Below are 13,601 nucleotides of genomic sequence, written 5' to 3'. Positions count from 1 at the left end.
GGCCGTGGCGCTGGGCCCGCTGGTCGGCGGGGCCGTCGTCGAGAAGATCTCCTGCCCGCCTACGGGCCGCCAGCGAGGCCTTCGAGGTCACGAGCCTGCGCAACTACTGGGAGTTCTCCGCTGCGCCGATCGACATGGCAACGCTGCAAACGGTCGGGTCGGCCATCCGCACCCGCCATGTCCTGCGTTTCGACTACACCGCACCCGAGGGCCACGTCCCCGCGCCCGGTGAGCCCGGGTTCCGGCCTCCCCTCGAAGTCGAGCCCCACGACCTCGTCGTGTGGGCCGGGCGCTGGTATCTCATCGCCCGTGACCACGCCCACGGCACGTGGCACACCTTCCGGGTCGACCGCATTCGCCCACGAAGCCCTGCCGGAGCCGCCTTCACACCGCAGCCACTGACGCGCGAGGACCTCACTCGCCTCGTCGTCCGGAATCCCGACCGAGGGGATACCCCGGGCCAGTGGCAGTGTGTCGGCACCGCCACCCTCGCGCTGCCTGCCGATGTTGTCGCTCGCTGGGCCCCCGGAGGGTCCGTCGTGGAGGCCGTCGACTCCGGTCGGTGCCGACTGACCATCGGCGGCTGGTCGTGGGCCGGCATCGCGGGCCTGCTGATCACCTTCGACACCACGCTCGACGACGTCGGCCCACCAGCACTGGTCGACGCTTTCCGGAACATCCGGCATCGGCTGGCAGGCGTCAGCTGAAGGGGTTCGACCAACTGTGTGCGGGCTCGACGTTGGTGACGCTCTCGCGGAGGCGTGCTGCTGGGGGCTTTCCGGCGGCAGCACTATGCGGCCGGTGGTAGTTGTAGTGGATGTTCCACACTGCGATCGCGGCTGACCGGGCGTCCTCGCTGGTGAACTCGCGGGCGTAGAGGACTTTCCCGGCCATGATGCGCTGGTAGCGCTCCGCCTTCCCGTTGTGCCGAGGTGTGTATGGCTTGGTTCTCTGATGCCGGGTGCCTTGCCCGACGATGCGGGCGAAGTCGCCGGAGCGGTGGCAAGCAAGCGCCATTGTCGGTGACGACCCGGTCGATGTGGTTGATGCCGTGGGCGGCGAACCAAACCTTCGCCCGGGCGAGGAAAGCAGCAGCCGTCGCGCTTTCCTCATCGCCCAGCGGTTCTGTGTAGGCGAGCCGTGAGAAACCATCGACGACGGAGTGCAGGTAGACGTAGCCACGCTCGCCCCGGCCGACTTCGCCCGGCTGGCGACCTTGGCCTGATCGCTGTCCCGGCCATGGATCCGCCACCCGCCGCCATCAGGGATCCGGCCGACCTTCTTCACATCCAGGCGCACCATGTGTCCGGGCCAGCGGGCAGTGATCTTCCCCGGCTTCCGGTTGTTCTCACCGCCTGGGGCGATGAAGCGGCGTTTGCCGAGGCCGAGCCGGGTCAGGTGTCGGCTGACAGTTCGCCGGTCGATCACAAAACCGATGCTGACAAGTTCGTCGGTGCGGACTCGACGGCCGGTCTTGCAATCCCGCATCACCGTGTAACCGCCAGCGATTTACCCACTTGCATTGCGGCCTTTCAGTCCTGCGGTGCGACGCGGATACGGTTCCCGTCAGGATCGGCTGCGAGGAAAGTCAGCCCGAACCCCGCATCATGAGGCTCGCGCAAGATCGTGACACCCTTGGACTGCCACTGCTCAAAGGTCGCGTTGAGCTCGTCGGGTCCACCGTCGATGGCCAGGCACACCTCACTGGTGCGCGGGACGTCCGGTGACAGATCCTCGAACTGGCCGGACCACAGACCGAGGTCAGCGCCTGGCCCGAGGTCGAAGGTGATGTATCCCGGAGTCTCGAACGAGGGGCTCATGCCGAGGAGGTCGCCGTAGAAACGAGCTGCGGCGGGAGCGTCGTTCACGTAGACGATGGACACGACGGATCTGGTCATGGTTGTTCCTTCTCACAGGCGGTAGGTACGCATCCACCAGCCTGACCGGGATATGCGCCGCATCGTGTCGCAATTCCTGAAAAAATTGGTGTGTGACCCCAGACCGCTTCTTCACCCTGATGCTGCTCCTCACATCGAGGGATGCCGTGACCACACAGGAACTCGCCTCAGCGCTCGGGGTGTCCCTTCGAACCATCACTCGAGATCTGAACTGGCTCCGCGACGCCGGTCTGCCGGTGACCGCACACCGTGGCCGCCTCGGAGGCGTGACCATGCTGCCCGGGTCCGGACTCGACCTCACGCGACTCACACCGGGGGAGCGTGATCATTTGTCGCTCACCGGGCTGGATGAGAAGCAACGTGCGGAGCTCGGCGCATCGGTCGAAAGCCGGCGCGCGCTCTCCAAGATCGCCGCGACACAGCCACGTAGAGTTCATGAGCTCCTGCCGCTCACCGACGTAGTGCACGTGGACAGCCGTCCCTGGCGTCAGGCACGAGCTTCCGACACGACTCCGGCTTCGCTGATCGGCGCAGTGCGGCGAGGTCGCCGGCTACGGATCGAGTACGACAGCCCACGCGAGTCATGCCCACGCGACCTGGTCGTGGATCCCTACGGGCTGTTCGCCAAGGCCGGCATCTGGTACCTCGTCGCCGATTGTGCCCGAGTGCCACGGATGTACCGACTCGAACGGATCACGACGTGGAAAGAAGTCGACCAGCCACGGCGGATCCGCGAGAGCCAGACCCTGGCCACCGTCGCTGCAGCGCTCATTGCTCAGTGGGAACACAACCACGCGATAGAGGTCAGCGCCACCATCGTCCAGACCCAGATCGAGCGAGCGCAACGGATCTTTGGCCTACGACTCGTCTGGGACGACCATGACGAATCCGCCACCGGCCGCAAGGTAACAATCCGCTTCCTTCATCTGGAGGACGTGCGGGCACTACTGCCGTTCGGGAGCGCCATCACCGTGCATGGCCCCACCGAAGCCAGGGCTCACCTTCGCGACCTCGCCACCAATCTTGCCCACCACTATGCGCCGTCACCAACGTCCTGACCCGCAACAACTGACGTCCGCGGTCAGCAGATCCAGGCGTGACGGGAGCGCATCCGATCGGCGTGCTGTTCATGGTCGGCGACGGGCCACCAGATGGGCGCGGCGGGGCGGTCCGGAGAGGTGGTCGGTCACGGGAGGGCTGCGAGGACGGGATGTCGCGGAGGCAGGCGGCGACCTCGTGGCTACAAAACGGCGGCGTGGAGGGCGCGCCACGAGCACACCTGTGTCCGCTGCTGCTCTGCGGCAACCTCGTTGACCGTCACCGGGGCGGAGCGTGAAGGCTGGTTGGGTGAGAACTCCTCGGCGATGCCGGTCTACTTCAGTCCGGACTTCAGCGCCTTCGCAGTGGGTCCTGAGCGACGAGCTCGCCGTCCAGGGCGGTCACAGCTTCACCGAGCCGACCACGATCTCCGGGAACAGCCAGTTCCCACTGACGATCACAGCGCTCGAGATCAACGAAGTGACGCTCAGTCAGGGAGAGCAAGGCTGGACCCTGGGACCTCGCCCGGCTTGGAGGGCGGCGAAGTCGGTGTGGGCCTGTTCGACGGCTTCGGAATTCACCTCGCGCTTGGCGTGCTCGGCGGGCGCCGGTAGATCGCTGGGGACGGAGGGGTTTTCACGGCGCGGATGTCTGTGAGGTGACGGTATGTCATGCCTTTCACGCTACGACGCCCACCCCGCGGGGTGGGGGTTGAGCTTGCGGCAACCCAAGCGTCTGGAGAACCGTCCCGCTTCACGTCTGCGGCCCAGCCGGGCCTCAGGCCGGGCTGGGGGACGGGGGCGCCGAGCATGGGCTCGGGCAGGGTCCACGGCATGGTCGGGGGTCAGGCGGCACTCTTCTTCTTGCGGCGGCCTCCTGTACGGCTGAGGGCGTTCATGAGCTCTTGCCGGCTCATCTTCGACCGGCCGGGGAGGTCCTGCTCGGCGGCCCGCTCGTACAGCTCTGCCTTGCTCAGCTGCCGCAGCTCGTTCTTGCCATCCCCTCGCTCGCGGCGCGATGTAGACGATGCCTTGGCCGCGGCCTTCGGCGGCGCCTTCCCGGCGGCGGCCTTCTTCGACGTCCCCGCGGCAGGCTTTCGTGCTGCCTTCCGAGACGAGCCCGGCTGCTTCGTCCTGCCGCCGCGTGCCTGGTCGATGCTGCCCTGCAACGCCTGCATCAGATCGACGACGTTGGTCGCCTCCGGCGCCTGGTCGGCCGCGGCGACCTCCTGGCCCTCGGCCTTCGCCTTCACCAGCTCGCGCACCTTCTCCTGGTAGGTGTCGCGGTAGCGGGAGGGCTCCCAGGCCCCGCTGAGGGAATCGACCAGTTGGAGCGCCATGTCCAGCTCCTTGCCTTTCCCCGCCCGGCCGGAGGGCAGTTCAGGCAGCTCCTTGCCCGGGTCACGGACCTCATCGGCCCAATGCAGCGTCTGCAGCACCAGGATCTCGTCCTCGGCGCGCAGCGCGGTCAGGTACTGCTTGCCGCGCATCACGAACGTCGCAATGCCGACCCTGTTCGACTGGGCCAATGCCGCCCGCAGCAGCTCGTAGACCTTGGTGTATTCCTTGCCTCGCGGGGCGAGGTAGTAGGTGCGGTCGAAGTAGACCGGTTCGATCTCCTCGAGGTCGACGAAGTCGGTGATGTCGATGGTCTGGGAACGGCCCGGCGCGATCTCGTCCAGCTCCTCGGGCTCCACCAGGACGTACTCGCCCTCGCCCACCTCGTAGCCCTTGACGATGTCGTCGGTGCCGACCTCGTCGCCGGTGCGCTCGTTCACCCTGCGGTTGCGGATCCGGTCGGCGGTGCCGCGCTGGAGCTGGTGGAAGTGGACGGTGTGGTCCTCGGTGGCGCTGTAGAGGCCGACTGGCACGCTGACCAGCCCGAAGGACACCACACCGGTCCAGATCGCGCGTGCCATGACCGCTCACTTCCATCCCTTGCCGCCGGATCCAGGAGGAACACACGATCTGCGTGCCGACCTTCGCCGTCGATGCCCTGCTGGTGTCACTCTCATGAGACACCGCAGGTCAGCGGCCCGCATCTTGTGATCACAGTTAGTCCCGGAGAGCACCCGGCGCCGACGTCGGGCTATGAGTTGAGGTCCTGCTGCACGTCCAGGGAGCAGCACAGTCGTACACCGGGCTCGCCGGGTTCCCGGGTTGTACGTCGGCCGGTGTGGTCGCCCACAGTCCGACGAGCAGCTTTTGATGGCGACTGCGGTCTGTTCGGCTGCGGCTGCAACCTCGACCACGGCCAGTCCTGGTTGGTGATCGGCCTCCTGCAGGGATTACCTGCGGTCAGCCTGTGAGGTTCTGTGCTTCCGCCGTCTTCACCCCACCAAGTGGGGGACTGGCTGTGATTCCGGCCCGGATGCGTGCGCGGACGCTATGGGCGTGTCTTGACGTACCGCACGCTCGGACCCCACTTCTCCATGACCGGCGCCATGCACGACTGGCACAGAGGTGAGGCGCCGCGGCCGAAGAAATGCACCGATCGCGAGCTGTGGGTTCGCCGCGACCATGGCCGCGGTCGGTCACCGTCGCGTCCCCGGTCCTGCTGCGGATCGGGGTGCTGTTCCCCGGCGCCTTCGGGCTACATCGCCTGGTGGACGGCGCCGAGTACGACAGCTGGCTCTACGGCGACTGAGCCACGCGCGTGGCAGCGCTAAGACGAGTCTGTTTGCCAGACGGTGGTGAGGTGCGGAACTCGATCGAGGCGTTCCGCCGTCCCTCAGAGGCAGGTAGGCCGTATCGCCGGGCCTTGGTTTCTGGAAGCCCGCAGGGTTCTTTCGCGGCGGCGTCCCCAGCTGCGGCAGTCGGCGACAAGACGCTGTCCTTGCCGGCAGTGCAGGAGAGCGACCTGTTGTCCGGCGCATGAGACGCGCCGGGCAACAGGTCTGCTGCGGCCGGGTCCTCTCAGGTCATTGCTCCGGGGCCGGATATCCCGCGGTCGCCGGTGGATGACCGGGGCGAGCGCTCGGAGCGGGCGGCGGCGGCGCTGGCTGCCAGGGCCAGCAGCAGGGCGATGACACCCACGATGATGTTGTTGACGACGCTCCTCGTGGTGCTGACGTCACCTGCGATCACCCAGGGGGCGATGATGGTCCACACGCTGAGGGCGCATGCCGCCCACGCCATGCTGTGGGTGCGCTCGTAGGCCCGGCCGAAGCCGCCGCTCATCAGGAGCGCGTACGCGATGCCGACGATCACGTTGGTGACGGCCAGCCTGGTGAGGTTGTCGAACCCCACGATCCACGGCGACGCCGCCAGGTAGATGCCGGTGATGAAGGCCAGGGTTTCGACGGCCTGCGCTCGAGGCGTTGTCGCCGCACGTTCGGCCATCTCGTGGCGGGACCGCATTTCGACGATGTCGGGGTGTGTCTCCATGGACGACCGGGGGGAAGTGGCCATTCCTGTCACCTCCAGGTGACAAAGGGATGCTGACAGGGTCGAGTACCCAGGCCACACCGATAAACCTTCATTTCTCCTGGCCTCGGGCGCGGTGGCCACTCGTCATCTGTTCAGAGCCGGCACCCACCGCCGTAGGACCACGTCACTCGTCGCGATCGTCGCCTGTTCGCCCGTGGCGGGATCCGGCGTACGCGGCGTCGCGGAGTCGACGCAGCCGCCCGGTGGGGTGCAGACCGGGCAGGTTGTGGGCGTACGGGTCGTAGGACAGGGTGCGGGAGGCCGCAGCGGTGCGTACGGCTTCCAGGCTCAGGGTGGCGAAGGTGCGCCAGGGCTCGTCCGGGGCGGCCGCCCGCAGTTCGAAACGGACGGGTCGGCGGGCGAGCTCCTCCCACAGTGTCGGCCGCACGCCGCTGCGGCGTGCGCGGGGGCCGGGCACCGGGAAGGCCGCCAGGACGCGCTCGCGATCACCCACCCAATACGACAGCAGGGTCGAGTACGGCCCCGCCAGCGCGTCGGGCCGCGGAAGAGGCAGATGGCGGCCGAACCGGCCGGGACGGCTGGAGGTGAACAGCAGGTCGAGCGTGCTGCTTCGCCCGTCGGCGTCCTCGACGCGGACGGCCAGCCCCAGGCCGTCCGGCAGCGCTCGGGGCAGGCCAAGCGCCCGCGACCAGCGCACTGTCGCCCGGTAGGAGCCGGGCCGGTCCAGCCACGGCACACCCCACCCGGTGCCCGCGCGGGTGGCGACGGACAGCGTCCCCGTGCACAGCACCCCGTGGGGATGCAGGGCCGGTGCCGACCGCCACCGGGCCAGGCGTTCGGCGACTGCGTGAGCGACCGGGCTGATGACCATGGGGACCCTAGGGCTGGGGGCGGATGACAGCGCGGACGCAGCCGTCGGTCTTTTCCTTGAACATGTCGTACGCCGTGGGCGCCTGATCGAGCGAGAGGGTATGGGTCGCCAGGTGGGCGGTTTCGATCTCGCCCGCGGCGAGCCGGTCGAGCAGCATGGGGATGTAGCGCTGGCCGTGCATCTGGGCGCCGCGCACTGTGAGCCCCTTGTTGATCACCGCGCCGAGAGGGAACTTGTCGACGGCGCCGGCGAAGACGCCCAGGATGAAGACCGTGCCGGCCTTGCGGCAGGCGTGGATGGCCTGGCGTACGGCGGTGGGGCGGTCGGTCTGGAGGCGGAGTTGCTGTTTGGCCTGGTCGTACAGGTGCATGGGGCCGTCGCTGTGAGCCTCCATGCCGACGGCCTCGATGCAGACGTCGGGTCCGCGTCCGCCGGTGCGCTCGCGCAGTTCCGCGGCGACGTCGGTGGTGGTGTAGTCGATGGTCTCCGCGCCGACGTGCCGCTCGGTCATGGCCAGCCGCTCGGGGATGCGGTCGACGGAGATGACCCGTTCGGCGCCCTTCAGGATGGCCGCCCGGGCGGCCATCTGCCCCACCGCGCCGCAGCCCCAGACGGCGACGACGTCACCGGGCTTCACCCCGGCCAGGTCGGCGCCCATCCACCCGGTGGGCACGGAGTCGGAGACGAACAGGGCGCTGGTGTCGTCGATGCCCTCGGGGACCTTGAAGGCGCCATAGTCGGCGAAGGGCACGCGGACGTACTCGGCGTGGCTGCCGCGCAGGCCTCCCATGGCGTGCGAGTAGCCGAAGATGCCGGAGGTCTCGTAGCCGAAGAGGGCCTGGCCGACACCCGGGTTGGTGTTGGTGTTGTCGCACAGGGACCACAGGTCGTTGGCGCAGTACCAGCAGCGCCCGCAGCCGACGAACGAGCAGACGACGACCCGGTCGCCGACCTTGTGCTTGCGCACGGCCGGCCCGGTCTCCACGACCTCGCCGACGAACTCGTGGCCGATCACGTCACCGGCGCGCATCGCCGGGATGTAGCCGCCGATGAGGTGCAGGTCGGAGCCGCACGTGGTGCCCGCGATCAGCCGCACGATGACGTCCTGGTCATTGCGCAGCTCCGGATCGGGGACCTGCTCGACGGACAGCTTGTTCACGCCTTCCCAGCACAGCGCCTTCACAGCACTCCCTCCCCGCCGGAACGACGGGTGAACACCTCGACCAGCCTGCCGCCCGGCGTGGAGCGGGTCGTGGGCGGCGCGTCGGGCCGCAGCACCTCGCCCGCCTCCAGCAGGGACTTGGCGTCGCGCAGCGCACGTCGCAGTTCCTGACGCGGGTCCTGCCCGGCCAGCCGCGCCGGCACGGAAGCGGACGCGGCGGGCACGGGCTCCTTGAACCGGGCGGTCAGTTCCGTGCCGCGGTCGCCCGGTGCCGGCCGAATCTGCACGTCGATCCGTTCCGCCAGGTCGTCCAGGGGCGGTGGCAGCTTCCCCTCCGGCCCCAGGTCCGTGGGCGGCCGGTTCACCGTCACCGTCAGCCAGCGGTCACCCGCCCGCTCCCCGGCCCGGTGCGCCGACCGGGACCGCCGCACGGCCGCCGCCCCTGCGGCCGCGACCGGAACCACCCACCACAGCTTCTTCATCGCATGCCCTCCGCTTCGGTGTCCGGGGGTCACCGTCCGGCGCCGGGTTTCCGCGGTCCCACGAACGAAACGGGTAACGGTGACCGGTGACGGTGACGAGGTGCAGGGGAGCAGGTGGACCGCGGAGCCTTGAGTACTCGTCGGCGCACGATGAAGCGCCCGCTGGGGCACGGACCGGCGGCCGGCAGGGCCGGGGTGCTGTGCTGGTGATGACGCTGAGCGAGAAGGCGGAGCAACGGGTGACCGGCCGACCCGAGCCCCACGTACCCACCCGGACCCTGGAACGACTGAACGACTGAACGACTGAACGACTGAACGACTGAACGACTGGCCGAGCGGCCCGGCCGCCGGCCCGGTCCGGTCAACTGGGCCATGCGCCTCGGACAGGGCGCCGCGCTGGGCCTGCTCCGCTCGGCGATGGCGAACGCGGGCCTTCGCGGCCCGTGGCCCTCGGCGAAGTCGGCGTCGTCCGGGTCACCAGCGATCAGATCCTGGAGAACGCCACCGGCGTCGGCGCCCCGGCCCGGACCAGGCCCCGCCGCGAACTCGTCGTCGATTGCTCCACAAGACGGTGTACGCCTTCGCCACCGGTGCCGTCGCCAACGCGCCGGCCGCCACTTCGGCCTGGGACCTGTGCGCCGGGAACGGTGAGCCGCCACGCCGCGACTCCGCCGCCGTGAGGCGGTCAGGCGTGTGGCACACGGTCAATCGCCGGTCGTCTTGGCCACCAGCGCGCTGTACGTCAGCTGCAGGGCGTCCGCGCCGGCCAGCGCGGTGAGCGCCCCCATGGCGGTGCGGGCGGCGCGGGGCCAGAGCAGCTGTCCGGCGGTGAGGGTCGACGCCACCCAGACGCTCATGCAGAACGGGCACGTCACCAGCTCACCGACCGTGTCCTTGGCACCTTCGGGCCGCGCCTCCTCGTGCAGCTCGGCCGGCCCCTGTGGACCCTGGAACGTGGTGAAGGGGGCTCGCAGCGGGCTGGTCACCGACGCTTTGCTCAGCAGCCGGCTCAGCCGGAACGTCGCTACCGCGGTCAGAGCCACGTCCCACGGCACGGGCCGGTTCGGCAGCGGACGGCCGCGCACCTTGACCACCGTCGCCCACCCCGCCGTGTACACGCCGAAAGCCGCCATGGTGACCAGATATCCGCGCAGCGGGCGGTCTTCCTCCGCCGAGTACATGCGTTCGGTGCGCTGCCACCGTCGCCTCAGACGTTCCGCGAAACGGCCCTCAGATGCTGCGCTCATGGCCCTCTTCTTCTTCCGCCGTGCCGGTGCCTCGTCAGTTTCGCGCTCGTCCGGTTGCTCCGTGCCGTTCTCACGGTTGTTGCTCAGGGGCGGTGGGTCCCCAGGGGCAGGGGGCAAACAGCCGGTCCAGGACACGGCTCCGCGTCCTGGTCGCCCGGGCGAGTATCCCGGCCGGCCAGGAGGGACGCGGAGTCAGTCTTTGCCCATGGCCTTGCGGACGGCGTCCTTGGTGCGGTCCATGAGGGCCGCGACCGGACCGAGGGCCATGTTCTTCGCCCCGGACTCGACACCCGGGTGGGGCCGGGTGGGCGCCATCGCCTCGGCGGCCTTGACGGCCTTGGCCATGGCGGCGAGGTTGGTGACGTCCGTGCTGCGGCGGATGTGCGTGAACTCGTAGCGCTCTTCGGCCCGCGCGTGTTCCTGGACGTCCTTGCGCAGCTGCAGCAGCTGGGGCATGAACTGCGGGTCGTCGGTGTCCATCTCGTCAAGGGCGCTCAAAGTCTCCTTGGCCGCCTTCTCCTCGGCGAGCCGGTCCTTCACGACCTGCTCACCGCCGGGGAACCCCTTCCGGGCGAAGGGGTGGACGACCTCTTCCTCGGCGGTCTCGTGGACGGCGAGCAGCCGCACCAGGCGGCGGAACGCGTCGCGGCGTTCCTCGCCATTGGTGGCCTCGACCTCGTCGAAGAGGTTGCGGATGTCGCCGTGCTGGCGCATCAGCAGCGCGACGACGTCGTCGTCCTTGGCCTTGTCGTCCCCGGCCTGCGGGGTCTTCAGCTCGGACATCCCGGCTCCCTACTTCTCGCGCTGCGCGGGGTCGGGGTGCTCGCCCTCGGTCTGGACGCGGTACTCGCGGCCGAACATCTCATCGTGCTCGGTCATGACCCGGTCGCTCGGCGGCGCCTCTCCGCCGTGGATCTGCTCCTGCATCTTCTCGAACCGCTCGTGCGCCTCGCGGACGTAGCCCGCTCCGAGCGTCGTGAGGTCCATCTGCGTGTCGAGCAGCTCCCGCAGATAGCCCTTGTTCGGCTCGAAGGTGAGCACGTTGGGCAGCTCGGGGGCCAGTACGGAGGCGGGGTCGCGGCCGTCGTGGCGGCGCATCAGGTCGCAGGCGGCGTGCAGGTGCTCCAGCTCCATGTTCAGGTGCAGCTCCCAGATCGCCTTGACCCTGGGGTCGCTCTCCTGCTCCATGAACGAGTAGTAGAGGTAGCACTCGTTGTACTCGTGGTTGACCAGCTGCTCCCACCACGTCTCACCCGGGTCGACGAGCGACTCGTAGTGGGTGACGTGCTCCTCCTCGATCAGCCCGATCTCCTGGTAGAGCTGCCGGGCGATCGGCTCCATGTAGGTGGGGCCGGTGTTCATGTAGAAGTTCATGGTCTGCTGCTCCGCCGACATGATCGTCAGGGCGTGCAGCTTCGACAGCGGGTTCGTGCCGCTCTTGTCGTAGGGGTCGCGGACGTTGTCGTACGGGTCGCGGTGGTGGAACTTCGTCGGCCGGCCGGGCATGACCTCGGTGAGACCCTCGACGATCGACTCCGCCTTGCGGTGCTCGATCATCTCGTACAGGTTGGCGTACCGGTACAGATGGTCGAAGTCCTCCAGCACCCCGAACTGGTACGCCTGCTTCAGGTACGGGTCCGGCTCCATCCGCGCCACCCACGCCGTCAGGTCCACCGCGACCTGCTCGTAGGCGATGGTCGTCTCCAGCACCGAGGAGACGCCCGGGAGCAGCCAGTTCACGACCTTCTGCTGCTGCGCCTCGATGTAGCGGGTCCGGGCGAGCTGCCGCTTCACCTCCGGATCGACCGTGTTGCGGGCCAGCTGGTGGCTGAAGAGGACGGCCTCCACCTCGATGCCGTTCATCGCGATGACGCGGCAGCGGGTGTACGGGTCGCAGCGGTCGGGGTCGATGGGCTGCACGTTCAGCTCGCGCCAGCTGCGGAGCTGGCGGTCGAGCGGGATGCCCCGCTGTTCCAATGGATTGAAGCTCATGGACGGTCTCCTGGGGGGTAGGGACTCGCGCGCCGACGGAGTGCCCCGCCAGGGCCGAAGAGAACCGGTTCGCCTCCCCCACTCTTTCGGCCGAGTCGGTTTCCGGCCATCGCACACCCCCCGAACGGGTGCTCACGGCATAGGCCCCGCCGGCCGCCGGTCTCGCACGGACCGGTCGACGACAGGCCGGTCAGGTCGGCCGCGGTGTCGGCCGGTCCCAGGGGACGGTGCGGGAGCCGTGTGGGAGCGGTGTGAGCGGCGCCGGCCCGGTGGGGCTTCGAACGTCCGTCCCCGGGTACTTCCACGGCGGAACGACCCGCCGGCGAAGGAAACGGAGGAACGGAGGCCGTGTTGCTGTCCCATTCGCTTGATCACGGAGTCCTCGTCATCACGGTCCACCAGGACCCCGGCATCGGCGGGCGCGCCACGCTCCTCACCAGGATCAGCGACCTCGTTCAGGCCTGCCGGCCGGCACCCGTGGTCATCGTCCTCGACGAGCCGGCCGCTCGGGGCGCCGTGGTCAGCGTGATCCTCCGGGTCCATCACCTGTGCAGCCGGCTGGGCACGCTGATGTCGGTGGCCACGCACAGTGCGCCTGTCCGCCGCGCGCTCGAGGCGGACGCCGACACCGGCGGAACGCGACTGGTCATTCACGCCCGCACCGACACCGCTGTCGCCGCCGCCTACGCCGCGGTGGCCTGAGGAGCGGTCCCCGGGCGTCACGGCATCGTGCTCTGGGCGCTGATCAGCTCGGTGACCGCGCGGAGGCCGCCGTGCGCGAGGGCGGCGCGCTGCCGGTCCGCGCCGGTCCCGTCCTGCAGCAGCCGGTGGATCAAAGACGTGACCTGCCGGGAGTCGCCCGATGCGTCGAGGGCGGGAGCGACGTGCCGCAGGAACTCGTAGAGCACGTCGCCCGCCCGGTGCGGGGCGCCGCCGGGGTCGAGAAGGGTGTCTCCGAGCCCATGCCGGGCGGCGTGCCACATGGCGGCCTGCAGCAGCTCCGGCGCGATGTCGGGCAGGGGCGCGTCGGCGGCCGCTTCCGCCAGGGAGGTCTCCACGAGGGCCCGGATGATCGCGGCGAGCATGACCGCCTCGTCCGCGCGCAGCTGGACGTCCGGGCACCGCACCTCGATGGTGGGGTAGGTGGCCGAGAGGCGGGCCTGCCAGTAGAGCTGACCGGTGTCGGAGATGAGACCGGACTCCAGCAGCCGTTCCACGCGCCGGTCGTAGTCGGCGGCGTCTCGGAAGTGCGGGGGCATGCCGCTGACCGGCCACCGGCTGAAGATCACGGTGCGCCAGCTCGCGAAGCCCGTGTCGTGGCCGTCCCAGAGCGGGGAGTTCGCCGCCATGGCCGTCAGCGTCGGCAGCCGGGAGCGGATCCGGTTCAGGACCTGCACGCCCGCTTCCCGGTCCGGCACCGCGACGTGTACGTGCGTGCCGTTGACCAGTTGCTCCGCCACCAGCTGGGGGGCCTGGGTGACCATGGCCCGGTAGCGGGCCTGGTCGGTGACGGCGATGGGGC

General features: G+C 69.3%; 15 protein-coding genes and 1 pseudogene. 4 read left to right on the top strand and 12 right to left on the bottom strand.

Annotated elements, in window-relative coordinates; genetic code table 11:
• On the top strand, positions 1-707 hold a 707-nt coding region (locus ABT116_RS31875), incomplete at its 5' end, for a helix-turn-helix transcriptional regulator (protein WP_351640895.1).
• Here ABT116_RS31875 and ABT116_RS31870 read toward each other — a convergent pair.
• Both ABT116_RS31870 and ABT116_RS31865 read right to left on the bottom strand, forming a co-directional pair.
• Positions 700-1,519: pseudogene (locus tag ABT116_RS31870) on the bottom strand (integrase core domain-containing protein); the annotation flags it as partial. The gene ABT116_RS31875 and the pseudogene ABT116_RS31870 sit on opposite strands and share 8 nt — an antisense overlap.
• Before the next feature lie 13 nt (positions 1,520-1,532).
• On the bottom strand, positions 1,533-1,898 hold the full coding sequence (locus ABT116_RS31865) for a VOC family protein (protein ID WP_351640894.1): 366 nt from the start codon (positions 1,896-1,898) through the stop codon (positions 1,533-1,535).
• 92 nt (positions 1,899-1,990) lie between these two features.
• Between ABT116_RS31865 and ABT116_RS31860 the strand changes: the two genes are divergently transcribed.
• The gene (locus ABT116_RS31860; protein WP_351640892.1) at positions 1,991-2,956 is read left to right on the top strand and encodes a helix-turn-helix transcriptional regulator; all 966 of its coding nucleotides are present in this window, start codon (positions 1,991-1,993) and stop codon (positions 2,954-2,956) included.
• Between the two features lie 824 nt (positions 2,957-3,780).
• On the opposite strand, the gene ku is transcribed toward ABT116_RS31860, so the two are convergent.
• Positions 3,781-4,854 (bottom strand): non-homologous end joining protein Ku, encoded by a 1,074-nt coding sequence (ku, locus tag ABT116_RS31855; RefSeq protein WP_351640890.1) that lies wholly within the window; start codon positions 4,852-4,854, stop codon positions 3,781-3,783.
• A gap of 170 nt (positions 4,855-5,024) precedes the next feature.
• Complete coding sequence (locus ABT116_RS31850; protein ID WP_351640889.1) at positions 5,025-5,123, bottom strand: DUF6207 family protein; 99 nt, start codon at positions 5,121-5,123, stop codon at positions 5,025-5,027.
• 297 nt (positions 5,124-5,420) lie between these two features.
• On the opposite strand from ABT116_RS31850, the gene ABT116_RS31845 reads away from it, so the two are divergent.
• A complete protein-coding gene (locus tag ABT116_RS31845; RefSeq protein WP_502983973.1) occupies positions 5,421-5,582 on the top strand; it encodes a DUF6336 family protein in 162 nt (53 codons plus the stop codon).
• A 269-nt stretch (positions 5,583-5,851) separates the two neighbouring features.
• On the opposite strand, the gene ABT116_RS31840 is transcribed toward ABT116_RS31845, so the two are convergent.
• From ABT116_RS31840 to ABT116_RS31810, 7 genes are all read right to left on the bottom strand, one after another.
• Positions 5,852-6,346, bottom strand: a complete 495-nt coding sequence (locus ABT116_RS31840) for an SPW repeat protein (RefSeq protein ID WP_351640887.1) — start codon at positions 6,344-6,346, stop codon at positions 5,852-5,854.
• Positions 6,347-6,488: 142 nt separating this feature from the next.
• Positions 6,489-7,196, bottom strand: coding sequence for a catalase family protein (locus tag ABT116_RS31835; protein ID WP_351640885.1), 708 nt, complete (start codon positions 7,194-7,196; stop codon positions 6,489-6,491).
• A gap of 7 nt (positions 7,197-7,203) precedes the next feature.
• A complete protein-coding gene (locus ABT116_RS31830; RefSeq protein WP_351640884.1) occupies positions 7,204-8,355 on the bottom strand; it encodes a zinc-dependent alcohol dehydrogenase in 1,152 nt (383 codons plus the stop codon).
• A 20-nt stretch (positions 8,356-8,375) separates the two neighbouring features.
• Positions 8,376-8,840, bottom strand: coding sequence for a hypothetical protein (locus tag ABT116_RS31825; RefSeq protein ID WP_351640882.1), 465 nt, complete (start codon positions 8,838-8,840; stop codon positions 8,376-8,378).
• 704 nt (positions 8,841-9,544) lie between these two features.
• A complete protein-coding gene (locus tag ABT116_RS31820) occupies positions 9,545-10,087 on the bottom strand; it encodes a DUF1360 domain-containing protein (RefSeq protein WP_351640880.1) in 543 nt (180 codons plus the stop codon).
• 192 nt (positions 10,088-10,279) lie between these two features.
• Positions 10,280-10,870 carry a hemerythrin domain-containing protein gene (locus ABT116_RS31815; RefSeq protein WP_351640879.1) on the bottom strand — a complete coding sequence of 197 codons (591 nt, stop codon included), beginning with the start codon at positions 10,868-10,870 and terminating at the stop codon, positions 10,280-10,282.
• A gap of 9 nt (positions 10,871-10,879) precedes the next feature.
• Positions 10,880-12,079 carry a hypothetical protein gene (locus ABT116_RS31810; protein ID WP_351640878.1) on the bottom strand — a complete coding sequence of 400 codons (1,200 nt, stop codon included), beginning with the start codon at positions 12,077-12,079 and terminating at the stop codon, positions 10,880-10,882.
• 351 nt (positions 12,080-12,430) lie between these two features.
• Here ABT116_RS31810 and ABT116_RS31805 point away from each other — a divergent pair, with 351 nt between their 5' ends.
• The gene (locus ABT116_RS31805; protein ID WP_351640896.1) at positions 12,431-12,781 is read left to right on the top strand and encodes a hypothetical protein; all 351 of its coding nucleotides are present in this window, start codon (positions 12,431-12,433) and stop codon (positions 12,779-12,781) included.
• A gap of 17 nt (positions 12,782-12,798) precedes the next feature.
• Here the strand turns inward: ABT116_RS31805 and ABT116_RS31800 are convergent.
• The coding region (locus ABT116_RS31800; protein WP_351640876.1) for a carboxylate-amine ligase at positions 12,799-13,601 on the bottom strand (803 nt) is incomplete at its 5' end.

The sequence above is a fragment of the Streptomyces sp. NPDC002130 genome, from assembly GCF_040296465.1.
In the GTDB taxonomy this organism is placed as follows: Bacteria; Actinomycetota; Actinomycetes; order Streptomycetales; family Streptomycetaceae; genus Streptomyces.
Note: the sequence above shows the minus strand (reverse complement) of the source record. Positions and strands in the feature narration are given on the sequence as shown.

Bases quoted from the DNA above. Each gene is read 5' to 3' on its own strand.
- ABT116_RS31820 (WP_351640880.1), bottom strand. From the start codon at position 10,087: ATGAGCGCAGCATCTGAGGGCCGTTTCGCGGAACGTCTGAGGCGACGG.
- ABT116_RS31840 (WP_351640887.1), bottom strand. From the start codon at position 6,346: ATGGCCACTTCCCCCCGGTCGTCCATGGAGACACACCCCGACATCGTC.
- ABT116_RS31865 (WP_351640894.1), bottom strand. From the start codon at position 1,898: ATGACCAGATCCGTCGTGTCCATCGTCTACGTGAACGACGCTCCCGCC.
- ABT116_RS31815 (WP_351640879.1), bottom strand. From the start codon at position 10,870: ATGTCCGAGCTGAAGACCCCGCAGGCCGGGGACGACAAGGCCAAGGAC.
- ABT116_RS31810 (WP_351640878.1), bottom strand. From the start codon at position 12,079: ATGAGCTTCAATCCATTGGAACAGCGGGGCATCCCGCTCGACCGCCAG.
- ABT116_RS31845 (WP_502983973.1), top strand. From the start codon at position 5,421: ATGCACCGATCGCGAGCTGTGGGTTCGCCGCGACCATGGCCGCGGTCG.
- ku (WP_351640890.1), bottom strand. From the start codon at position 4,854: ATGGCACGCGCGATCTGGACCGGTGTGGTGTCCTTCGGGCTGGTCAGC.
- ABT116_RS31825 (WP_351640882.1), bottom strand. From the start codon at position 8,840: ATGAAGAAGCTGTGGTGGGTGGTTCCGGTCGCGGCCGCAGGGGCGGCG.
- ABT116_RS31835 (WP_351640885.1), bottom strand. From the start codon at position 7,196: ATGGTCATCAGCCCGGTCGCTCACGCAGTCGCCGAACGCCTGGCCCGG.